17 protein-coding genes are annotated in these 23,845 nt (G+C 41.8%); 7 read left to right on the plus strand and 10 right to left on the minus strand.

What is annotated here, in order from left to right; all coding sequences use genetic code 11:
- Positions 1 to 329 precede the first annotated feature (329 nt).
- A complete protein-coding gene (locus FHS10_RS05995; RefSeq protein WP_259088423.1) occupies positions 330 to 2,558 on the plus strand; it encodes a putative Ig domain-containing protein in 2,229 nt (742 codons plus the stop codon).
- Positions 2,559 to 2,620: 62 nt separating this feature from the next.
- On the opposite strand, the gene FHS10_RS06000 is transcribed toward FHS10_RS05995, so the two are convergent.
- From FHS10_RS06000 to FHS10_RS06040, 9 genes are all read right to left on the minus strand, one after another.
- Positions 2,621 to 3,529 (minus strand): YjiK family protein, encoded by a 909-nt coding sequence (locus FHS10_RS06000; protein WP_259088424.1) that lies wholly within the window; start codon positions 3,527 to 3,529, stop codon positions 2,621 to 2,623.
- 100 nt (positions 3,530 to 3,629) lie between these two features.
- On the minus strand, positions 3,630 to 4,514 hold the full coding sequence (locus tag FHS10_RS06005) for a sterol desaturase family protein (protein ID WP_259088425.1): 885 nt from the start codon (positions 4,512 to 4,514) through the stop codon (positions 3,630 to 3,632).
- Positions 4,515 to 4,722: 208 nt separating this feature from the next.
- Positions 4,723 to 5,754: a fatty acid desaturase gene (locus FHS10_RS06010; RefSeq protein WP_259088426.1), complete on the minus strand. Its 1,032-nt coding sequence runs from the start codon at positions 5,752 to 5,754 to the stop codon at positions 4,723 to 4,725.
- A 120-nt stretch (positions 5,755 to 5,874) separates the two neighbouring features.
- Complete coding sequence (locus FHS10_RS06015; RefSeq protein ID WP_259088427.1) at positions 5,875 to 6,876, minus strand: YncE family protein; 1,002 nt, start codon at positions 6,874 to 6,876, stop codon at positions 5,875 to 5,877.
- 56 nt (positions 6,877 to 6,932) lie between these two features.
- A complete protein-coding gene (locus FHS10_RS06020; protein WP_259088428.1) occupies positions 6,933 to 10,034 on the minus strand; it encodes an efflux RND transporter permease subunit in 3,102 nt (1,033 codons plus the stop codon).
- The gene (locus FHS10_RS06025) at positions 10,034 to 10,987 is read right to left on the minus strand and encodes an efflux RND transporter periplasmic adaptor subunit (RefSeq protein ID WP_259088429.1); all 954 of its coding nucleotides are present in this window, start codon (positions 10,985 to 10,987) and stop codon (positions 10,034 to 10,036) included. Before FHS10_RS06025 ends, FHS10_RS06020 begins: the two co-directional genes overlap by 1 nt.
- Before the next feature lies 1 nt (position 10,988).
- A complete protein-coding gene (locus FHS10_RS06030; RefSeq protein ID WP_259088430.1) occupies positions 10,989 to 12,224 on the minus strand; it encodes a TolC family protein in 1,236 nt (411 codons plus the stop codon).
- Between the two features lie 81 nt (positions 12,225 to 12,305).
- Positions 12,306 to 13,553, minus strand: a complete 1,248-nt coding sequence (locus tag FHS10_RS06035) for a sensor histidine kinase (RefSeq protein ID WP_259088431.1) — start codon at positions 13,551 to 13,553, stop codon at positions 12,306 to 12,308.
- Positions 13,550 to 14,227 (minus strand): response regulator transcription factor, encoded by a 678-nt coding sequence (locus FHS10_RS06040; RefSeq protein WP_259088432.1) that lies wholly within the window; start codon positions 14,225 to 14,227, stop codon positions 13,550 to 13,552. Before FHS10_RS06040 ends, FHS10_RS06035 begins: the two co-directional genes overlap by 4 nt.
- Before the next feature lie 235 nt (positions 14,228 to 14,462).
- Between FHS10_RS06040 and FHS10_RS06045 the strand changes: the two genes are divergently transcribed.
- Both FHS10_RS06045 and FHS10_RS06050 read left to right on the plus strand, forming a co-directional pair.
- Positions 14,463 to 14,876, plus strand: coding sequence for an EamA family transporter (locus tag FHS10_RS06045; RefSeq protein ID WP_259088433.1), 414 nt, complete (start codon positions 14,463 to 14,465; stop codon positions 14,874 to 14,876).
- Positions 14,877 to 15,208: 332 nt separating this feature from the next.
- A complete protein-coding gene (locus FHS10_RS06050; protein WP_259088434.1) occupies positions 15,209 to 17,704 on the plus strand; it encodes a TonB-dependent receptor in 2,496 nt (831 codons plus the stop codon).
- Positions 17,705 to 17,858: 154 nt separating this feature from the next.
- Here the strand turns inward: FHS10_RS06050 and FHS10_RS06055 are convergent, their stop codons facing one another.
- The gene (locus FHS10_RS06055) at positions 17,859 to 18,488 is read right to left on the minus strand and encodes a DUF47 domain-containing protein (RefSeq protein WP_259088435.1); all 630 of its coding nucleotides are present in this window, start codon (positions 18,486 to 18,488) and stop codon (positions 17,859 to 17,861) included.
- Between the two features lie 290 nt (positions 18,489 to 18,778).
- Between FHS10_RS06055 and FHS10_RS06060 the strand changes: the two genes are divergently transcribed.
- The 4 genes from FHS10_RS06060 (at position 18,779) to FHS10_RS06075 (ending at position 23,479) form a co-directional block, all read left to right on the plus strand.
- Positions 18,779 to 18,982: a hypothetical protein gene (locus FHS10_RS06060; protein ID WP_259088436.1), complete on the plus strand. Its 204-nt coding sequence runs from the start codon at positions 18,779 to 18,781 to the stop codon at positions 18,980 to 18,982.
- A 116-nt stretch (positions 18,983 to 19,098) separates the two neighbouring features.
- Positions 19,099 to 21,492, plus strand: a complete 2,394-nt coding sequence (locus FHS10_RS06065) for a carboxypeptidase regulatory-like domain-containing protein (RefSeq protein WP_259088437.1) — start codon at positions 19,099 to 19,101, stop codon at positions 21,490 to 21,492.
- A 258-nt stretch (positions 21,493 to 21,750) separates the two neighbouring features.
- Positions 21,751 to 22,269 (plus strand): DUF2911 domain-containing protein, encoded by a 519-nt coding sequence (locus FHS10_RS06070; RefSeq protein ID WP_259088438.1) that lies wholly within the window; start codon positions 21,751 to 21,753, stop codon positions 22,267 to 22,269.
- A gap of 127 nt (positions 22,270 to 22,396) precedes the next feature.
- Positions 22,397 to 23,479: a DUF3810 domain-containing protein gene (locus tag FHS10_RS06075; RefSeq protein WP_259088439.1), complete on the plus strand. Its 1,083-nt coding sequence runs from the start codon at positions 22,397 to 22,399 to the stop codon at positions 23,477 to 23,479.
- Positions 23,480 to 23,845 lie beyond the last annotated feature (366 nt).

Here is a 23,845-nt window from a genome sequence, read left to right on the forward strand (position 1 = left end):
GAACCCTTGAAGGGCGGGATTTTGCGGGGTAAGGGTGAGAAATCTTATACGACAGATTACGTTTGCTCTTCGCTTGCATAAGATTTCTCTTTCGCCCCCGTCTCATACCCCTCCTTCGCTCTATCGAAATGACATTTTCTTTTTTTGAAAGATCTGTACACACAGTAGCCCTACCGGGAGGGTTTGGGTGGGGCTCCAATAAATGTTAAACCTACATTTACATTTTGTATAATTGTTTCTATCTTTAAAAACAATTACAAAAACCATGTAAACCAGTACTAATGCCGGGGTATCCCGCTGGTATTAGCAACATTTAAACCCAATCAACAATGATCAGGAAGATCTTCACCATGTTATTTCTTTCGGCGGGCTTTTTAAGTGCGTCGGCACAGGATGTATCTTTGAGCAAGGGCTGGAAATTTGCCGTCGGCGATTCGGCGCAATGGGCATCCCCAACCTTTAACGACCAAAACTGGCAGGCTGCCAACCTTAATGAAACCTGGGAAAGCCAGGGCCATCCCAATTATGATGGTTTTGGCTGGTACCGCACCAAAGTGGTGATCCCATCAACATTAAAAGCTAATTCATTTTTAAAAGATAGCCTGCGCCTTAACCTGGGTAGTGTTGATGATAACGACGAGGTTTATATGAACGGTAAGCTAATAGGTAAATATGGCGGCCATGGCGGCACTATTAAAGACGGCAACTATGGTGGCCGCTCGTACACCATTGCTGCAAACAACCCCGCTATATTGTGGGATAAAGAAAACGTAATAGCCGTGCGGATATTTGATACCGGCGGTAATGGCGGCATGTACAGTACAGGGTTTGGCAGTTTGTTCAACATTACCATGGCCGATGTAATGGATCATGTAACGGTTAATACCGGTGCCGATTTTGAATATGGCGAAAACAACAGCCTCAACAAAAGCATTAAACTGTTAACCACCAATAAGTACCTGTACACCGGTAAGCTGGCATTTAAAGTAACCGACCCGGAAAATGGCACCGTACTTTACGAAAAAACCAACGATGCCAATTTCACCGGCGGCAAGCCATTTACCTATTCGTTTTCGATAGCGCGCCTGGCTAAAAAATCTTATACTATCACTTACACATTTACCGATGTAAAATCGGGTAAGTCAATAACACAAACCGAAACTACGCCGTATGTATTAACGCCGTATCCATCAGCAAAAGTAAAGATCAATGGTGCCGATGTGTTTGGTGCAAGGCCGGGCAATCCGTTCCTGTACCTGATCCCGGCATCTGGCAAAAGGCCGTTTGTTTATAAAGCAGATGGTTTGCCGGAAGGATTAAAGCTGGATGCCAACACAGGTGTTATAACAGGCGCTGTAGCGCAAAAAGGCGATTACCCGGTAACTTTTACCGTAAGCAATAAATTAGGCACTAAAACAAAGAAATTCACCATCAGTATTGGCGACAACATTGGCCTTACACCTGCCCTGGGCTGGAACAGCTGGAATGCCTGGGGTTTGAGTGTTAACGACGAAAAGGTGCGCATCTCCGCACGTGCTATGGCCGATAAACTGAGCCAGCATGGCTGGGCTTATATTAATATTGATGATGGATGGGAAGCAGAAAACCGCGCTGCTGATGGCAAAATTGTAGCCAACAGCAAGTTCCCGGATATGAAAGGCCTTACCGATTACGTGCATAGCCTGGGTTTACGCATGGGGATTTATTCATCGCCTGGTCCGCGTACCTGCGGTGGCTTTTTGGGCAGCTGGCAGCATGAAGACCAGGACGCCCAAACGTACGGCGACTGGGGTATCGACTACTTAAAATACGACTGGTGTTCATACTCGGACATTGCTCCAAAACCCGACCTTGCCGCTTTAAAGAAACCTTATGAGGTAATGCGCGGCTCGTTAGATAAAGTACACCGCGATATTATGTACAGTCTTTGCCAATACGGCTGGGGAGATGTTTGGAACTGGGGTGCCCAAATTGGCGGCAACAGCTGGCGAACTACAGGCGATATTGAAGATACCTGGCAAAGTATGTCGGGCATTGGTTTCAGGCAGGGTGCTGCGGCTCCGCACGCGCAGCCTGGTCACTTTAATGACCCTGATATGTTAGTGGTTGGTAAAGTAGGATGGGGGCCAAGCCTGCATAATACCCGTTTAACTTATGATGAGCAATACACCCACATCAGTTTGTGGAGCCTGCTATCATCGCCTTTATTGATTGGCTGCGATATGGGCCACCTGGATGAGTTTACATTGAGCCTGCTTACCAATGATGAAGTGATCGCTATTGACCAGGACGCCTTGGGTAAAGCTGCCAGCCAGTACGTTAAAAAAGATGATTACCAGGTATGGGTGAAGGATTTGAAAGATGGCGGCAAAGCCATCGGCCTGTTCAATACATCTGATAAATACCAAACCATCAGCCTTGATAAAAACGATCCGGCGATAAGCGCGTATACCAAATTCAGGGATGTTTGGCAGCAAAAATATATCATCACCACAGGCAAAACATTAACCGCTAAAGTAGCGCCGCATGGTGTTTTGCTGGTAAGGGTTGAAAAATAGATTATCGTTTTCCAGACTTACGAAGTTTCAAAAACTTCGTAAGTCTTTCGATTACAGTAGTCCTACTTTAACGGGCTATCGTAATAATAAATAGGGGCAAATACACCTTCACTGGTGGTATAATACCCTTTGCCATCATTAGTAAATCCTATGGCTTCCCCTTGTTTCTCCATAGTATAACGCAGTTCCTGCGGTTTTTTAACCATCACATCCCAGATATGCTCGCCCGGCCTGCGTTTCCAGTAGTATACCTTCTCGTAGCTTCTTAACAAAATCTGGGTTCCGTCTTTTGATATGTCGCCGGCGGTGATCCATTTAAAGGGCTTGAAGCCCGCGAAGAACAGTCTTGAACGTTTGGTAAGGGTAACCGTATCGTTGGCCTTAAAGCCGCTTAAAGGGGCTGTATATACGGTAACAGAATCGCTGCGCTTGCTCACTATGCAAAGCATTTTTTCAATAGGGTCAATCATCAGCGTTTCCGCGTCCCTTGGGCCATCGGGATATTTAAGATGCACCGGTACAGGTACGGCATGGGTAACGGTATCTAACGACCATAATTTACTTTCGGCAAACCTGTAAACAGTGAGATATTTTCTGCTTGCATTATTATCACCTATGTCACCCAGGTAAACGTAGCTCCTGTTTTTTTGAGGCCCGGGACCTACAGCGATATCTTCACAATCTCTCACGCCTAAACGCTCTGACTTATCGCCGGTAAAGTAAATAGTACTTTTTAATTTGCCTTCGGGAGTTATTGAAAAGAAGCGGCTGGTATCGCCGCTGTCATTATGCACGTAATAAATATCGCGGTTGATAGATGATGCCGCGATACCCGATGTCTCGTCCATTTCCTTGCTGCTCAACGTGCCGGTAATGTCGTTTTTATCGATGAGGCGGTGCTTGGCATACGCGCCAACAAAAAGTAGCATGGTAAGGGGGATCAGGATCTTTAGCTTTTTTTGTCGGCTCATCTTATTGTTGCAAATAATAACGTAAAATTATCACATTATTATGAAGTTCGCATTAATTAAATCATGTGATTAATCAATACGCAATAATACTGCCAATAAATTAAGCGTGTTCTTCCTGGAGGGTTTCTTTTTCCATGGGGATGCCATTTTCCTGCGATGTACCGTACCGCTGCGGGTGGTCAAACTTCTGGAAAGGGATCTTTAACACATTTACAAATTTGCCGTTCAGGTTTTCGTCCATGTGGGTGTCTATGCCAAATACTGTTTTATCTTTCTCCAGGCTCCCGTAGGTTCCAAAAATGCGATCCCAGATACTTAATACATCGCCATAGTTGCAATCGGTATAAGGTAATTGATAATGATGATGTACGTGGTGTAAATTAGGGGTGATAAACAACAGGCTAACAATTTTATTTACCCGTGAAGGTAGTCTGAACTCGGTATGTGCTACAATATTGGAGAACGACTGAAAAGTTTGCCTTAATATCAGCACTCCAATAGCCGGGCCGCAAATAAAAACCCAAAACATTAAAAAGGTGGTGCGGATAGCTGTTTCGCAGGGGTGCTCCCTGATGGTAGTAGATACATCTACCTTTAAATCGCTGTGGTGTACCAGGTGAAATTTCCATAAGGCCTCTACCTTATGCATGGTAACGTGGTATACATACTCGCAAAAATCCATCATCATAAACATCACTATATAATAAACCCAAAGGTTATGATGATAGGGGATAAAATTGATTAGCCCCCAGTGGTGAACGGTAACCCAGCCACAGATTAGTACCACAAATGTGGTTAACAATAATTGTATAGGTAAAGCAGTAAAAATAAAAAGCGTATTTACAGTAGAGTGCTTCCATTTGGTTTTAATGCCATCCAATGATACTATCATTTCGGCAAACCAAAGGCTTGTGATTACACCGGCATATAAAATTACCTGTGTGAGGTCTTCATGTTGTGAAAAAAATGAGCGAAGCTCCTGCATAGTTACTTATAAATAGGGAACTAAAGATAACGTTTTTGTTACCAAATCATAAATTTCATATAAAATCTTCATTATTTTTTCATTTTTTTATGACATTTTTATGATATTTTATTTAAGGCCAAGATTTAGGATATTTGGAAATAAACGGGTACCAAACAAAAAAGGACCTTGAAAAGGTCCTTTTTTGTTAATATTTGTAAATTGTTATTTACTCTGCTATTAGTTCCGGTTTTGGTGCCTCGGCCCGGCTCATTTCGGCATCGGGTTTTGAAACATCGGTTAACGCTACGCGGCCGCGGTCTTTACGTAAAATACGGTTGAAAAGCGAGATCTCCCTATCAAACAAAAAGCGGAAAAATAATTTTGTCCATGAAGTATGATAGTATAAGGTATCATAGTATTCAGGCGCTGTTTTTTTGATCTCTGGTAATTTATTCCAGGGGATAGAAGGGAAATCATGGTGCTCATTATGGAAGCCTACGTTAAACGCTACCGCGTTGAAGTTGCCATAATAGCTATACGTTTCCTGCTCTTCGGTGTGGGTTAAGTAATGTTCCTGAATCCAACGGGCACCCAGCGGATGTAATCCTACCGAAAAAGAGAAGCTTAGCAGTAAAAACGCTACCGCGTGCCAGCCCATGAAATAAGCAATTGCTGTGGTAAATACCACCTGCATTACAAAGTTGGTGATGATCCAGCCATCAATAGGATGGATTTCTCTTAACCTTGATAAACGGAATAATTGAAATACGGGGAAAAACAGCAGCCACATGGCTTTGCCAAAAAATGAATGACCAATAAGTTTTGCCTCCCATTTGTTTGGTAAATCGGCATCAAGCTCATGCACACCCTGAAAAGAGTGGTGTTTGATATGATATTTTTCGAACGAGATTGCGCTTGGTAATATTTGCGGCAAATTGGCAAACATGGATGCCCAGCGGTTAGCGTTGCGATTTTTAAATAATAACTGGTGTGTACATTCGTGAATCATTACAAACAAAGCATGATCGGCAAAAGCACCTAATAAATAGGCTGCGCCAAATACCCACCACCATGATTGATCACGAACCAGCCATGCCAGAACTACCTGGAAAGCCACCAGGCCAACAATAGCAAAAATGGTATTTGGGTTTTTACCTATCAGGTTACGCAATTGCGGAAACTGCTTTAAGATCTTTTTTGTACGGATGCGATGTGGTTCAGACTCGGAAGAATAAACAAAATCAGTTTTCTTAATCATATAAAAGTATAAACGTTAAATATAGCAATAACGTTTTGAGAATTTCATTTTAGGGTAAAAAAATTGTCACAAAATGGAAAATTCACGATTTTTTCACGAATATTTTTTATAAAATTAACCTTACTGAAGCTTGAATACCAGTACTTTAAAAGTATTAGGCAATGCCTTGCGGGTGCCGGTTTCAAACTCTGCCACGCTTAAGTAAATTTTATGGGTTTGGGTATCCAACGCCAGGGTTTTAGCTCTTACAGGCGTTTTTAACGTTTGGATAACACTGTACTCATCTGCCGATTTTTGTTTGATAATAACAGTAGTACCATCACCGCATGAGCAAAATACCAGTTTGGTTTCGGCATCATAAGCTACGGCGTCAACACCGGCACCAATGGGTACGGTAGCGGTTACTTTACCGGTATTGATATCAACAACACTCATGCCTTTGTTTTCGCGACAAACCGTAAATACCCGTTGATTGGTTGCATCTAAAGCCAAACCGGTAGGGCCGCCGCAAGGTGCAAGCGGGTAATTTTTAATTACTTTAAGGGCTTTGCTATCAATAATGTTAAGGCTGCTTTTGTCTTCAAGGTTATTGTAAATTTTGCCTTTGCCATCGGCAACTGCAAACTCGGGGCCGCCGCCAAGGGCTACTGTACCCACCTGTTTTAAGGTTTTTGGGTCGATAACTGATGAGTTGTTGCTCTCGCCGTTAAAACTGAAAACACGATCTGAGTACGGATCATACATAATGGCATCCGGCCCGTTTGCACCTGTTAAAGGGATGGTAGCAATGGTTTTTAAAGTTTTAATATCAAAGGCTACAACCGCGTTTGCTTTACCATCGGTAATAAAACCACGGTTAAGCTTGTTTACAATGGCAATGCCATGTACACCTTTCATGTTATCAATAGAGCCAACCGCTTGATCGGTAAGCAGGTCGACAACGTTTACCTGGGTACCATGTGATACATACAGGCGGTGATTTGCTTTATCAATAAACAAGTAATCATATCCACCGTCGCCTGGCAGGGCAATGGTTTTATCGGCTACGTAAGTTTGTGCTTTGGTTATAGCCGGGATTAAGGATGCCGCCAGGAATGCCAGCGTTAAAATTTGCTTTTTCATTTTTATAGATCTTTTTTTGGGAATGAAATTACCTGTTAAAACTGTAGAAAAGTTGGTTACGAAATATGATTAGCCTGTTGTTCTACAGCAGGAGTTGAAAAGCCATTGCGATACAAAATTCTCATCATACTTGGTAAAACTATTAACAGCAGAGGCAGCGCCACCAGGAAACCACCAATAACAGCAATAGCCAGTGGCTGATGTAATTGAGCACCGGCACCAATGCCCAATGCCAATGGGGTTAGTGCAATAATAGCGCCCAGGGCGGTCATGAGTTTTGGTCGTAAGCGTGTGGAAATTGAATAAATAATAGCCTCATTCACCGATTTTTCCCTGGCACTTTCTCTGAATTGCAGGTAAGTGAAAATCGCGTTTTCGCCAATGATGCCCACTATCATAATTAAACCGGTATAGCTACCAACATTTAGCGGAGTATGGGTAATAAATAATGCTAAAAAGCTTCCCGAAATACCCAAAACCGCCATTACTAAAATCAGTATCGCTATCCTGAACTGTTTAAATAAAAACAAGATCACGCCAAATACAAGCAGGCTTGAGGTAATAAGGATGATAAGCAATTCTTTAAAGGATTGTTGCTGCTCGGCATAAGCGCCGCCATATTCAATATGGTAACCTTTGGGTAAGCTAACATTATCGGTTATGTTTTTTTGTATAGCCGGGATTACGGTGCCTAAATCGCTATTTTCAAGGCGGGCGGTAATTACCCCCATTGATTGTAGGTCCTGGCGACTTATTTCGGCATCACCCGCGCTTATTTTTACCGTAGCCAGCTGATCAATAGGGATCAGTTTGCCATTAGCTAAAAATACATTAAGCTTCTTGATATCGTTAACATTTAATGACCTGTTGCCCGGGTAAACCATTCTGATTGGCGACAGCTGTTGAGGTTCATATAAATTACCTACCACATTACCATCAAGCGCCGTTTGTGCCTGGAACTGCAGGCTGGCCGGTGTAATATTATATTGCGCAAGTTTTTTATAATCGGGCACAATACTTACCGATGGGCCGGCTATCACTATACCGTCAAAGGTATCAGCAGTGCCTTTAACGGCGGTAACTTCGGCGGCTATTTGTTTTGATAACGACTGTAAAACTCGCTGATCATCGCCAAAAACCTTAATTTCTATAGGTTGTGTTGAACTCATCAGGTCGCCCAGCATATCGGTGATCACCTGTCCAAAATCAACCCGAAGAGCTGGCTGTGTTTTTTCAATCTCGCTCCTGATATCGCTGGTGACCTCTTCTGTAGTTTTTTCGTGGTTCTTTTTTAGCTGTATAAGGTAATCGCCGGTATTAGGCTCCGTTATAAAGAAACCCATTTGCGTTCCTGTACGGCGCGAGTAGGCGGCAACATCCGGCTGTTTGGTAACAATTTTTTCAACCTCGCGCAGCATCCGGTCTGTTTCTTCTAAAGAAGTGCCCGGGGGCGAGCTATAGTCCATCACAATACTGCCTTCATCCATATCGGGTAAAAAGCCGGTCTCCAATTTAGATGGGATAAAAACGATCACCGCTATTAATGCCAGCATGATCATAATACTGATGAATGGTTTCATGATAAAAAAGGAAACCCATCCTTGTCTTTTTACCTCATGTGTTTCTTCTTTAGCATTTGCGGCATGACCATGGTGATTACGCGTTAAAAACAGGTATATAACAGGCAAACCTATCCAGGTAACAAAAAACGAGCAGATAAGCGTAATGATCATGGTATTGGTCATCACTTTAAAATAAGCACCGGCAACACCCGTCATCAATAAAAAGGGCACAAAAATAACAATGGTACTTATGGATGAACCCAGCATAGCCGGAAACAGGTAGTCTATCGCTTTTTTGATAAGCCTGCTGGTTGGCTCGTCGGGGTGTTCTTCATGCGTACGGTGAATTTGTTCAACCACCACAATGGCGTCGTCAATAATTAAACCTATAGCGGCTGCTATGGCACCCAGTGTCATGATATTAAAGGTGTAGCCTATTACGTAAAGTACAATTAATGTAAGGCAAAGCGTTACCGGGATGGTTATTAAAATAGTTGCGCTGGCCTTAAGCGAGCGCAGAAAAATAATAGCCACAATGATGGCCAGCAATAAACCTATCCAAACGCTGTCGGTAACGCTTTTAACCGAGTCGTTAACAAAATCGGCCTGTACATAGTATGGTTTTATGGTAACATCCTTAGGTAATATTTTTTGCAGAGCGGCCACTTTTTTAGTCATATCGTCTGACAGCGATATCAAATTGGCATCCGGTTGTTTAATAACCGCTATCAATACACCATCGTGCCCGTTGGCATTAATTTTTGTGTATTCGATACCCTCGCTGATTTGTACCGAAGCAATATCTTTTACCTGGATAACCCGTTTGCTGTTGTTGCTGATAACAATATTTTCAAGCTGATCTTTTGCCGTTACAGTGGCATCGGTTACGGTTAAGTAAAGCATTTTATAATCAGACAGGTATCCTTCCGATTTAATGAAGTTGGTTTGCGCCAGCGCGTTGCTGATCATATCGGGCGTTAATGACAGGGCTGTCATCCTTTCGCGGTTAAGCACCAGCCAGTATTCTTTGGTTTTACCACCAATTACCCTGATCTCTGATACCCCGTTTATTTGCGATAGAAACGGCTTAACGGTAAATGTGGCCAGCTGTTTTAATTCAATGGGCGACCGTTCATGACTCTCTAACGTGTACCCGCTTACCGGTAAAATAGAGGGGTTCATTTTCTCGACCGAGATATTTACATCCGGCGGCAATGTATTCTGGATTTTGGCTATCTGCGATTCTATCTGTTGCTTGCTTAGGTCTATATCGGCGTTCCAATCCATATAAGCCGAGATCTCGGCACTGCCACGGCTTGTGGTGCTCCTTACTATTTGTAACGCGGGTACCTGTTTTATTGCGTTTTCTAACGGTTTGGTTACCGTGATCATCATTTTATTTACGGGCTGTAAACCGGCATCGGCAATTACCTTAATTTTAGGAAAGGTAATTTCGGGGAAAAGCGAGGTTTGAAGTTTGGTGTAGGCAAATATGCCGCCCATTAACGTAAGCGAAAGTACCAGCAACAGGGGCTTACGGTAAAAGATGAAAAAGTTTTCGGCTTTTACTGTTCTTGTTTCGTCTGCTTTAGCCATTACTGTACAATTTTAACTTTAGCCGTATCTGCCAAACCGTAATTACCACTAATGATGATCTTATCGCTGGGCGAAAACCGGGGCGACAAAATTTCTATCTTATCACCACTTTCAATACCTTTTTTTATCGGCGTTTTAACGGCCGTATTGGCATCAATCAATTTCATTACCCAAAACTCTGTTTGGGTTTCGTTTGATAAAATTGCCGAAGCGGGTAGGGATATGGTATTTGATTTAGCTGTTTTTACTATCCGCGCACGCGCCACTAAATTTTCTGGTATGGTATTGTTACCTGATACTTTAATTACAACGCCCTGTGTTTGCGATAGCGTATCAACCGATGGCATAAAGGAGTTTACTTTGCCATTTAGTTTGGTGCCATCGGGCAGGGTAAGCAGCACATCCTGGTTATTACTTACAGAGGCCCTTAACTCATAAGGGAGCTGCATGATAAAGGCAAAGCTGCTGCGATCACTTATCACGGCCAATTGTTCGCCATCCTGCACGTAATCGCCAACCTGGTGGCTTAACTGGGTAATATAACCATGCTCAGATGCTTTGATCTTGTTAACGCCAGAGAATTTGAAGGTGGTATCCAATATATTGATGCTGTTACCAATACTTTGCGATTCTTTGGTTTTTATGGTAAACAAAACCTCACCTTTATTTACATAGTGGCCTATTTGAGCATTTACTTTTTGAATATACCCTATGGCATTTGCCTTAACATAGTTTTTTTGAAGAAACGATGAGGTAGCGTTAAGTTCAATATAATCGGTAAGCGAGCTTTGATCAACAGTAGTAACTTTTACAGGCGTTACAGTGGCTGGGGTGGCGGCATCGGCCGCACCGGCAGCAGCAGGACTGTTACCGCATGATGAGCAGATTACCGCTGCTGTTAAAATGGCTAAAAGGCTTTTAAATGGCAAACAGGCCGTTTTATATATTTTCATGCTATTTGTTCCAGTAATTTAATTGATTGATAAGCTGAAGTTTTGCCACAGTAGTTTGGGTAAGCAGGTTGGTTATGGAGTAGTAACTATTTACTGCCAATATCAGATCGGCAATTTTTACATCGCCTGTTTGCAGCAGTTTGGTATCAACCTTAATTAAACTTTCAGCATATTTTATCTGTTCTTTTATTTGGTTGATAAGGTTATTGTTTTCGTTTATCTGCTGGTTTAGCAGCGCTATTTGCTGCAGGTATTGGGAGTTAAAAAACGATTTATAATTTAACCTTGTTTCTTCCTGTAGTTTAAGCCTTTTATACTGCAGGTTACGCTGGCCGCCATCATAAATAGGCATACTGATGCTAAAGCCAAAACTGGTACCAAAGTTTTTATAAGCCTGGCCCGTAAAATCGGTATTGTAACCACCATCGGCAAAAACATTAATCTTTGGCCTATAGCTGTAATCAATTAAACTACGGGTGTTAACAAGCCTTAAACTATCGGCTTTAAATTGCCTGAAAAATATACTGTTGGCAGCATCGGGCCTTATAGTGGGTTCTATTGTAGGTTCGCCAAGATCAACAGTAACGGTATCAACAACGCCAACCACGTAATTAAGCGTAGCATAATCATTTTTGTATTGCAGCTGCGCTTGCGTAAGCTGTAATTGCTGTTGTTTTAAGGTTACCAAAAAAGCAAGGTACTCGCTTTGTTTATAAACATTGGTACGGGTAAGGTTTTTAAGCAGGCCTTCTTCCTGCGTAAGCAGTTTTACAATGTCGCGGTTAAAGTTAACCTGCTGCAAACTGCCATAAGCTGTAATATACTGGCCGGTTACGGTCTTCTTTAAATCCTGTGCAGATACCGCCCCGCTGTTGATAATCGAATCGCGCTGCAAATCAATTGCCGCCAACTGCGAACTTAGGTGTTGTTTTCCTATAAATTGCTTGTTTACGCCCAAAAGCGCATTAAACGTTTGTACGTTGGTAATAGCGCCAGAGTAACCATAGCCACTAATAACAGGCGCATAATAGCCGCCGCTGTTTAAATTAACCTGGGGTTTTAAACCGGCCCTCAATCGTAAGCTATCAATCCGGCTTGCCGCAACCTGGTTTTTAAGATCCTTTAAAAGCGGACTGTTATTTTGGGCAAGTTCAATATAATGATCAAGCGTATACGTTTGCGCCCGGGTAGCAGTATAAATAAACGTAAATAGTATAAGGCTAAAAAATAACTTCATCAACTCGTTATAAATCCATTTTAAACATAGCGAAAGTATCGCGTAATTCTGTAAAAAAATAGGATAGGTGGATTGTCACATTTAAAATACAATGATGAAAGTATGATAAGGGCTTATGTATTGATAATTAAGTTGCCAGCCCATGTTTTCACAAATTTGCTTACTGATGGTTAGGCCCAATCCGCTGCCTTCAGACTTATCGGATTTGTGGAAACGGGTAAAGATCTTATCATCTTGAAGCACTTTGGTATCGCCTGTGTTTTTAACGGAAAGCCCGTCATTGGTCAGCTCGATGATGATCTCGCCATTAATGTGATTGTGTCTTACAGCGTTTATGATCAGGTTATTCAGCAAAATCTCCATCAGGTATTGATTGCCGCTTATTTGCTTGTTTTGCAGGTTTGTTTTTATGCTGATGTGTTTATCGCTAAAAATATCTTCTAACTGGGCTAATAATTCCTGTACCAATTCTTCAAGATTGATGGTTTGCTGATCGGTAAGCAGGCGGTTCTCTATTTTAACCAATAATAATAGCGATTGATTTAAGCGGCTTAACCGGGCTACAGCACTGTACAAATCGGTTAGCAATTTACTTTGCTGCTCACTAAAGTCTTCGGTTTGGATTAGCGTATCCAGCTTGGAGTTAATGACCGCGATAGGGGTAAGCAATTCGTGCGATGCATTTTCGGTGAAAGTCTTTAAATCCTTATAATCGTGCCGGGCATTGGAAGTCAGTGTTGTAGCGGCCTGGTTTAATTCGGCAAATTCATCTATACGCGTAGTTGTTTGACTTATTTCCTTATTCTCTGCTAAGTTGAAGACTTTCATCTCCTTCAAAATTGCATGGAAAGGCTGCCACAGCCTGTTTAAAATTAAACGGTTGGCAATTAACAATACCAACAACAACAATAAAATAACACCGATAGTAATGCCAAAGATGATCTGGATCAAATCCTCGGTTTCCACCTTCGATTCAACGATCAGGATTTTATAATACTTACCATTTACAGTTACCGAAGTGATAAGCCCGCGACCCGATTCATACTCGTTTTTTTCCTTGTGATAATCGGTATTGATAAACTCGCGCGTTACTGAATTGGGTGCTGCCTCGGTAAAGGTGATCTGCTGGTCCTTACTGTCAAACTCCTGGGGAAGTTTGTTGTTAAGTTTTACATAGTCGAAAATTTCGTTTTCTTCAACCATGAGGGCCTTATCGTTCTGGTCTATTAGGATCCAGCTGATGGCCTGGTAATAAATAATGCCGGTAATGAGCATTACTATTATAGTGGTAATGATGTTTACCCGGTTATATAAAGTAAGGAGTTTCACTGATCTGCAAATTTGTAACCCATGCCATAAGCGGCATGTATATAATCGTTGGCACCAGCTTCAATTAGTTTTTTGCGGATGTTTTTGATATGCGAATATATAAAATCAAAGTTATCGGCAAGGTCAATACCGTCGCCCCAAAGATGTTCGGCTATGGCGTTTTTGGATACTACTTTGCCTTTATTGGCAATAAAGTAAATGAGCAAGGCAAATTCCTTGCGTGTAAATTTTAGGGGTTTATCAAGCACGCTTACTGTTTTTGCCTGCAAATCAATGGTGATCTCATTAAACACCAGTAAATTACTGCCATTATACATTTTACGGCGAATGATGGCCGATACCCGGGCCTTTAACTCCGATAAATGAAATGGTTTCACCAGGTAATCATCGGCGCCTAAATTTAAACCATCCAGGCGGTCGTCAAGAGAGTTTTTTGCCGATATAATGAGCACGCCATCGGTATAATGATGGTCCTTTAGTTTTTTGAGTATACTGATACCGCTGCCGCCTGGCAGGGTGATATCCAACAGAATACAGTCGTAGCGGTACAGCTCAACCTTACTTACAGCGTCAGCATAAGTGGCCGCGGTTTCGCAAATGTTGCCTTCGCCTTTGAAGTATTCTTCAATACTTTCGCGCAAACCTTCCTCGTCTTCAATGATCAGCAGTTTCATTTATAGTTTTGAGTAGTAAGTTTTGAGTAATAAGTTAAATTTAATTAAGTTTAAAGTTAACCCAATATATATCATTCAAAACTAACAGTTCATTTTGTATACATTCTGTATTTAACCAGATTTAATACAAGATCAAACCTCAGTTTTGTGGTAATTAACTTGCTATAAACATTTATTGCAATTAAGATATTATACGTCAAAAGAACTTATAACTCAACACTTAAAACTCAATACTATGTGGTGGATCTACGCATTACTTTCGGCCTTGTTTGCCGCCCTAACCGCAATATTTGCCAAAATAGGCATTAAAGGAGTTGATACCGATCTGGCTACGGCCATTCGTACGGTAATCATCCTTATCCTGGCCTGGGGCATTGTATTATTCAGGGGCAGCGCACAGGGCATTGGTGGTTTAACCAAAATTAACTGGACGTTTCTCATTCTATCCGGCTGTGCAACAGGTTTATCCTGGATCTGTTACTTCCGGGCCCTGCAGTTAGGAAAAGTATCGCAGGTGGCACCGGTTGATAAACTGAGCGTGGCGCTGGCTATAGCCCTGTCTGTAATATTCCTTGGCGAGCCGTTAACCCTCAAGAATGCTATGGGGGCGATATTGATCATCGGCGGAACGCTGGTGTTGATATTTTGAAAAAGAGTCAAGAATTAAGAAGGGAAAATTAAAAGATTTTTTTTGTAGAGACGCATATTTGCGTCTCCAGCTATACAGAGCGGATTTGCGGGGGCCGATATTCATGAACGATTTGCGTGTTTGATTTGCACGCGGGAGACGAAAATATGCGTCTCTACAAAAAAGTGGTATTTGTCAGTCGCGATCAAAATTCCTGAAATCGTTTAATATTGCACCTTATTAGTTGATACCTGCTACTAATTTGTAACAAGTTTGTTGATGAGTTAACCTTAATGTAACAAACACACCATAATTCAGGATTAATCCAATCTTTCTTTTCAATTTCGCCGCAAATGAAGTTTTCGAAAGTAATGAAAGTAAGGGTTATATTATTTCTTAGTTTTTTTTTAGCTATTAACGCCTTTGCCCAGGCTCCTGCAAGCAAGGGTAAAATTACCGGCAAGGTTACTGATGCCGGTACCAAACAAGGCGTTGATTATGCTACCATATCTGTTTATAAGCAAGGTGCTACATCGCCGTTTAATGGCATCAGTACCGATCCTAAAGGTTATTTTACGGTAGACCAGGTTCCGGCCGGAGAGTACAAAATAACAGCTGATTTTCTGGGCTATCAGCGTGCAACTATAGAGCATGTGATTGTTAAAGCGGGCGGCACATTAAATTTAGGCGAGATCCTGTTAACCTCTTTATCTAAAGAGTTGAAAGGTGTTACCATTACCGCCCAGGCCCCAACGGTTACCAATAAAATAGATAAAATGGTTTATAACCCGCAAAATGACCTGAGCGCGCAGGGTGGTGTAGCCATTGATATCTTGAAAAAAGTACCGCAAATTACTGTTGATATTGATGGTAATGTGGAGTTGCAGGGTAATGCCAACATCCGATTTTTAATCAATGGAAAGCCATCAAGCATTTTTGGCGCAAGCCTGGCCGATGCGCTGGCCAGTATCCCCGCCAGCCAGATCAAAAGTATAGAGGTAATAACCAGCCCCGGTGCAAAGTATGATGCTGCCGGTACAGGAGGGATTGTGAACATTATATTAAAGGATAGTCGTGTTGAAGGTGTTAATGGCAGCGTTAACTTATCAGCCGGTACCCGCAGAGAAAACGGATCATTCAATTTAAATGTGCGTAAAGGTAATTTTGGTGTTAACGCGTTTTTTAGCGGCAACGCTCAGATCAATAGTAATGCGCCAACTTCTACTAACCGTGTATCAACTGATGGGGCGGGCAATACCAATACCTTGTTCCAGGATGGTACCAACAATTTCAGGAGGAATGGTTACCAATCGGGCTTAAACTTTACCTGGAACATCAGCAAGCATGATGATTTAACCGCGGCTGTTGGCTTTGATCATTTTGGCAACCATGGCAACGGTATTACCAACCAGGATCAGCGGATGGTAAATGCAGCGGGTGGCCTGCTTGCTGATACCGCAAGCATCCGTAATTCAAATAGCAAATTCAGTGGTCGGTCAACAGATTTTAGCCTAAGCTATAAAAAAACCTTTGAAAAAGAAGGCCAGGAATTGGATGTGTTATACTCATCAAGCTTTGGTAACAACAGCTTTAGCTCATTCCAACAAACAGATTACACATCGCCTACAGGTGTACAATCAACAGGAATATCCAATACCAACCCAGGCAAGGACAGGGAAACCCAAATTTCAGTTGATTATACGCAACCGGTAGCCAAAGATTTTACGATAGAAACCGGCGCCAAGCTCGATTTCAACAATATTAAAAACAATGTGATTACCGATAGCTTATCGGGCGGTACTACTTTTGTACCCAACAGCGATCAAACGTATGGGTTTACTTATGATCGTAAGATCTACGCGTATTACTTATCATTAACCGCATCGGTTTTCAATAACTTCCTGGATATTAAGGGTGGTTTAAGGGATGAGTATACCGTAACCAAGGCCGATTTCCAGAATGCAAATATTCCTAACTATAATATACTGGTGCCCTCATTGGTGTTCTCGCATAAGTTAAGCGAATCGGCATCGGTAAAATTAAGTTATACCCGTAGAATTGAGAGGCCCGATTATGGCTCGTTGAACCCTTTCCTGAACATCAGCGATCCGCACAACATCAGCACCGGGAATCCTAATTTGAAGCCCGAGCGTGGTGATAACTTTGAATTAGGTTACAATAAGTCCTTTGAAAAAGGTGCCAATATCAATATCGCAGCATTCTATCGCAAAAACACGGATGATATACAGCGTTTTACCACATACTACGATACGCTGCGCATCAACGGTGCCACGTACACCAATGTATCATTAAGTCAGCGCTATAACTTAGGATCCGAAATTAGGGAAGGTATTAACATTTATGCGTCGTTACCGGTTACCAAAAGCTTCAACTTACGTACCAACATGATTTTTAGCAACAGGACAAGTAACAACCCGGGTAGCCCAAGTGTAAGCGGTTTTGCTTATCGTTTAAACCTGAATGCCCAATATGAATTTGCTAAAAACCTGAGTGCCGAATTTTTTGGCAATTACAACTCATCGCAAAAAGGCATCCAGGGAACCCAGCCTAAGTTTGTGTTTTACAACTTTGCCATGCGCAAAATGTTCATGAACAAAAAAGCCAGCATAGGGCTTACGGCATCAAACCCGTTTGCAAAATATGTTAGTCAAACTTCCACAACTTACGGCAGTAACTTTAACTTAACCAATGTACGCTATGTACCGGTACAATCATTCGGTATCAGTCTAAGCTACAAATTTGGCAAGCTCGACTTTAAGAAGGACAAGGATAACAAAGGCGAGGGCGAGGGCAAGTCTGATGATGGGCCGGCGGATAAGGGAAGATAAGAGCCTCACCTAAATCCTCTCCAAAGGAGAGGACTTTGATTTGCATGATTACTATTTTGGTATTAAGGAAAAAGCCCCATTCAGTTTTACTGAATGGGGCTTTTTCCTTAATTTTTTACCTCCCTCTCCTTTGGAGAGGGTCGGGGTGAGGCTTTTATCCGTTCTTTATCAAAATACTTTCAATAACCAATGTTACATCTTCGCAGCTGTCTGTGGCTGTTTCCATGGCCATAAATACATCAGTGTATTTGATAAGTTGTATGGCATCCGTTTCGTTGGCCAGCAGGTCAGCAAAGGCTTCGTTGTAAACGGTATCGGCCTGGTATTCCAGTTGTTTAATGTTGTTGCAAAGCTCAAAAATCTGGGTCGAATTACTCAGGTTGTTCATTGCTTTTACAGCTTCTTCAAGGGCTTTTACAGTTTTAAAAATAAGCTCGGCCAGGTTAATGATAGGAGGGGTAATTTTAGGTACATCATACAGGTTAATCCTGCGCGATGCCATGGCAATGCTATCGGCCACGTCATCAATGGCGGCAGCTAAATCGCACATGTCCTTACGTTGAAAAGGAGAGATCAGCATCCGGCCCGATTCTGTAAAAACCTGGTGGGTTATTTCGTAACTTTTGGTTTTTAATTTATCAATATGCGTAAACTGAAATTTTTGTTCGTAGGTGTCGGTGGTGTTTACCGCATTGTTAAGTAACGTTGCCATTTCGCTGGTATTAGCAACGGCCCTGTTAAATAAATCATAAAAAACCTGGTTGGAATTTGGAAATATCGACATTGATTTGAACTTTTTATGATCTTTTTTAAAATGACTCTAAGTTAAATGTGTGTATGCTAACTAATTAGCATCAATCATGCGTAAATATTTATGCAGCTAAATGTAGCTATTAATTTGTTGGTAAAAGTCACGCAATTGTTAAGTAGATGTTAACTAAATATTATGAAATTGTTTGCTGTTGTAGTGTACAATTAACACCCAAAGTATGTCTTAAAAATACTTTGTAACATTTGCTTAATAGTAAAACAATATGCGTGTTCAGCATATTGTAATTATATAAGCTAAACATCATGAAACCCGCTGATAAACACTATAAATTTATAAACAGTAAAACTGGTTATGCAATTTATTATCACTCCATAAGCAGCAACCTCGATGCCGAAGAGATCAAAAATCAACTGCAGGAAATAAAAGCCCGGGTGGCTATTCAAAACGGAATTTATCTTGAAACTGTTTACTGGGAGGAAATAAAAGAAAATGCCGAATTGCAATAGCCTGGATTATTTATTAACAAATACCTGCCTGGTATTTTAATTAATTTGCTTTTGTACAGGGAAATACGGTATATTTAATCACCAATTGTAAACCGTTTCTGCTAACCTTTCCCTGTATGAAAAGAGTATCATTCACAGTCCTGTGCCTGCTTTTTTTTGCGCGTGCTTTTTCACAAATTACCAAACCTGCCATTTCTTTAGATGATATTGTGGCTCACCTGCAAACCTTATCAACCACCAAGGCAGCTGAAAACGTGTACCTGCATTTTGACAGAGCGCGATATAACGCCGGCGATACCATCTACTTTAAAGCTTACCTTACTCTTGGCGAGCAACATCAGCTTTCAAAGTTAAACGGTGTTTTGCACGTCGATCTCTTAAATAAGGCCGATTCATTGGTGAAAAATATAGAGTTACAAACTAACAATGGCCTGGCCTGGGGCGATTTTGCATTGGCTAAAAATCTACCTAAAGGAATCTACCACATCAGGGCGTATACCAGGTGGATGCTCAATAACGCCGATGCTAATATTTTTGATAAACCTGTAACCATTAACAGCACGGTGCCCGAAACACAGGCACTAAGTACCAGATCAACCAAAATAACCAATAAATTCGACATCCAGTTTTTTGCCGAAGGGGGAACATTTGTGGACGATATACCTGCTAAGCTGGCTTTTAAAGCCGTAGATGAGCATGGGGTAGGCGTGGATGTTAAAGGCGTGGTTGTTGATAACTTAAATACCGAGGTAACTAAGTTTGAGGCCAAACACCTTGGGATGGGAATCATTTTTATAACCCCGGTTGAAGGGCGTACCTACAAGGCTAAACTTACCTATGCCGATGGTACAAAAGCCACTGTAGATTTACCCAGGGCCGATGTTAAAGGGATGACGATGCTGGTAAATAACGACAGCCCTGGTAAATTGCTGATAGAGATCAATGCCAGCAAGGCCTATTATATCGAAAATAAGAATAAAGAAATAAGCGTGGTTATTTATTCAAACGGATCGGTACGATCGGTTAAAACGGTGCTGGACAGCCAGGTGCTTGATCTTAACCTGGCCAAAAAAGATTTTCAGATAGGTGTAGTACAGGTTACACTGTTTTCAAATACAGGCGAACCCATGAACGAACGCCTGGCATTTATCCAGAATAATGACCTCATCAATATTCAAACAGCATCTGATAAACCGACCTATGCCGCTAGTGGAAAAGTACACATTACTTTAAATGCTAAAAAGGATGATAAGCCGGTTGCCGGGTATTTCTCTGCGTCGGTTATTGACGCCACAAAGATCCCGGTTGATGAAAGCGCCGAAGCTACTATACTCACCCATCTCTTGCTTACATCGCAACTAAAGGGTGTGGTAGAACAGCCTAACTACTATTTTGCTAATGTTACTAATGATACACGGGCCAATCTTGACGTGCTGATGCTTACACAAGGCTATCGCCGGTTTGAGTGGAAGCAGCTATTGGGTGCTGGAGCGGCAACAGCCGCAACTTACCCGGTTGAAAAAGGGATTGATATCTCTGGTAGCATTACCCTCAAAGATGGTACACCTGTTGAAAACGGCAGTGTGACCTTACTAACTCAAAGCGGCGGCAATATGTTAAGCCAAACCACCGATGCAAATGGTAAGTTTACGTTTCCCAACCTGGTTTATGACGATAATACACCGTTTGTGATCCAGGCTAAAACCAGCACTGGTAAAAGCAATGTATTAATAACCATGGATGAGCAAAAGCCATTACCAGTTACCGGCAATGTTTTGCCTGAATTGACTGCAACCGCCGCCTTGCTCAAACCCAACGGCAAAACACAGCCGGTTTTCCTGGCTGATGCAAGCGGTAAAATGTTAAAAGAGGTTGTTGTTGCTGATAAGAGTTACATAGGGCCGGATCATGCTTCCCAAACCATAAGCAATAACCAGATCAGGGATCAGGGTTCGTTGGCCAACGGATTAGCAGGGCGGCTAAATGGTGTTGCTATACGCGGTGGGGTGCCGTATCTTACAGATAAGGTAAGTGAATTGATGCAGGGTGGCCCAATGTTAATAGTTTTAGATGATGTAGCCCAAGCCGACGGAACGGGCATAGACGATTATAATATTGTTGATATAGAAAGTGTAAAGGTACTTAAGAATAACGACGCCGCCATTTATGGTGTAAGGGGGGCAAACGGTGTTTTGTTAATTAAAACTATAAAAAATAAATCGATGCCCATTAACAAAACGATGGCCCCCGGTTTAATAACTTATGCGCCAAAGGGATTTTATAAAGCACGCACGTTTTATTCGCCAGCATATGGCGGCTCAACACCAAATGCCGGGCCCGACGATCGCCGCACTATTTACTGGAACCCCGACCTGGTTACCGATAAAGATGGCAGTGCCTCATTTGATTATTTTAATGCCAATGGTAAGGGTAATTACCGCGTTGTAATTGAAGGCATTGATGAAAATGGCAACCTCGGTCGTGGTGTTTACGTGTACAAAGTAGAGTAAAACACAAATAAAAACCCCTGCCTTGCGGCAAGGGTCAAAAAACCACAACAATTGTTTAACCTTTTGGCTCGTTTAACCTTAAGGTCAATTCCTAACTGCAATGTGGTATTCTTATCAGGATAACAATGCCGTGTATCAAGTGTTTTAACTGAAGGAGTAATTTTTAAACAAAAGGGTGATGTTAATTTTAAATAACAAATTGCTACTCACATAAATTTCATCCTATATTTATACCAAACAAAAATCATGAGAACTATTATGAAAAGATCTTTTCAAATTAAAGCAGCGTTGCTTTTTGCTTTCGCGCTTTTAACGGTAACTTTTGCCAAAGCACAGGATAAACCAATTGCAAGCCCACGCGATAGCGTTAGCGGTAAAGTTGCCGGTTCAACCATTACCATTAACTATGGCAGTCCATCGGTTAAAGGTCGTAAAATTTGGGGTGGCCTTGAAGCTTACGGTAAAGTATGGCGCGCAGGTGCTAACGAAGCTACTACCTTTACAACTACTAAAGCTATTAAAGTAGAAGGTAAAGCACTTGCAGCTGGTACCTATGGCTTTTTCCTGATCCCTGCCGAAAGTGGTACCTGGACAGTTATTTTTAACAAAGTAGCCAAACAATGGGGCGCTTTTAAATATGATGAAAAACAGGATGCCCTGCGTGTAACCGTAAAAGGTAAAACTGCTGCTAAACACGAAAGATTGGTGTACACCGTATCTGCAAAAGGTTTCAGCTTGCTGTGGGATACTGTTGAAGTTCCGGTATCAGTAAAATAATTTTAGTAATTCATTTTACGAAGAAAGCTCCCTAACCGGAGCTTTTTTTGTAGGTTGATAGTTCGGTCTATGATATTCAATGTTGAGGTGTTTAATAAACAAATTTTAATAAGTTTATATTTACTTAATGCGTAAGTACATCAGCAAAAATCCACTGTTAAAAAGAATCGTCACTATATTATTACTGGCCCTGGCTATCTTTATGCTGATGATGCTGGCCGATCATCCCAAAGTGGTTGAGCGCTATTATTCCGGCGGTTTTTATAAACTTCTCTGCTGGATTTTTCATCCTATATTAAACCTGTTTCCGTTTAGCATTGGCGATGTGTTATACGCCATTGTTATAATAGCCATTGTTTGGGGTTTCATCCGTATTGTTAAGCTGTTGTTTAAAAAACAGTTTGAAAAAGCGGCAATCAGTTTGTTAGGTTGGGTAGTGGGTGCGCAGGTAGGAGTACTGGCCTTTTATTTGTTTTGGGGGATGAACTATTTTCGTCCTTCGGCGGCCGAGCGACTTAATTTGCGCGATACTACTTTTACCACGGCCGATCTTAAAGCCGTTACCAAATTGCTCATCGATAGCGCCAATGCCTGCCGTGCCCGTGTAACTGCAGCCGACCTGGCACAAAGCAACAGCACCATTTACCAAACAGCGGTTAACGCTGTAAACGCCCTCTCGGCCGATTCCGTCAATTTTCGGGCTTTTCATCCGGGTATTAAGCCATCGATGCTTACCTTTTTTATGAACTATATGGGTACATCGGGCTATTACAATCCGTTTACATCCGAGGCGCAGATCAATTATGCCATGCCGGTATTTAACAGGCCGTTTGTAGCTTGTCATGAAATGTCGCACCAAATTGGTTACGGTGCCGAGGACGAAGCTGATTTTGCGGGGTTTATCATCGGTATCAACTCAAAAGACCGTTTATTAAGATACTCAGCCTACCATTTGGCTGTAGATGAGTTTATGCACACCCTTCGCCGCCGTGATACCACAGCGCACAAGGAACTAAAAGCCATGATATCCAAACAGGTGCACCAGGATTTTGTTATTGAGCGCGACTACTGGATCACCTATGAAAATAAGCTGGGTGCCATCAGCAGTATTTTTTACGACAACTTCCTCAAAGCAAACAACCAGCCCCGGGGCCTGGCAACCTACAACCGCATGGTACTATTGGTAATGGCGAAGTATAAGGGGCATTGATTCACTGGTTCATTAGTTCATTGGTGAAATGTTGGAGAACTTATTAGTTCGGTGGTTAGGTGCTGAAAAGTATAATAACTCGCTATTTATTAAAGCGACCCATCTGCTAAGACCAATAAACTAATGAACAAGTGAACCAATGAACTAAAAAAAAATGCGTTCCGTATCTCACCCCGGAACGCACTGCAATATCATGTCTCAAATGATATTGTATCAACTAAACCTCAGATCTCATGTAAAACAAGCATCCAAGCTCTTATATATTTACTGCTATAAGTAACCAGTAAACAAAAATTTTATTACTTTGTGATATGCCTCAACAAAGGCAAAATATTAAAGCTGAGTTTTTACGAATTATGAATAATT

This window comes from Mucilaginibacter dorajii, assembly GCF_024808255.1.
Classification (GTDB): Bacteria; Bacteroidota; Bacteroidia; order Sphingobacteriales; family Sphingobacteriaceae; genus Mucilaginibacter; species Mucilaginibacter dorajii.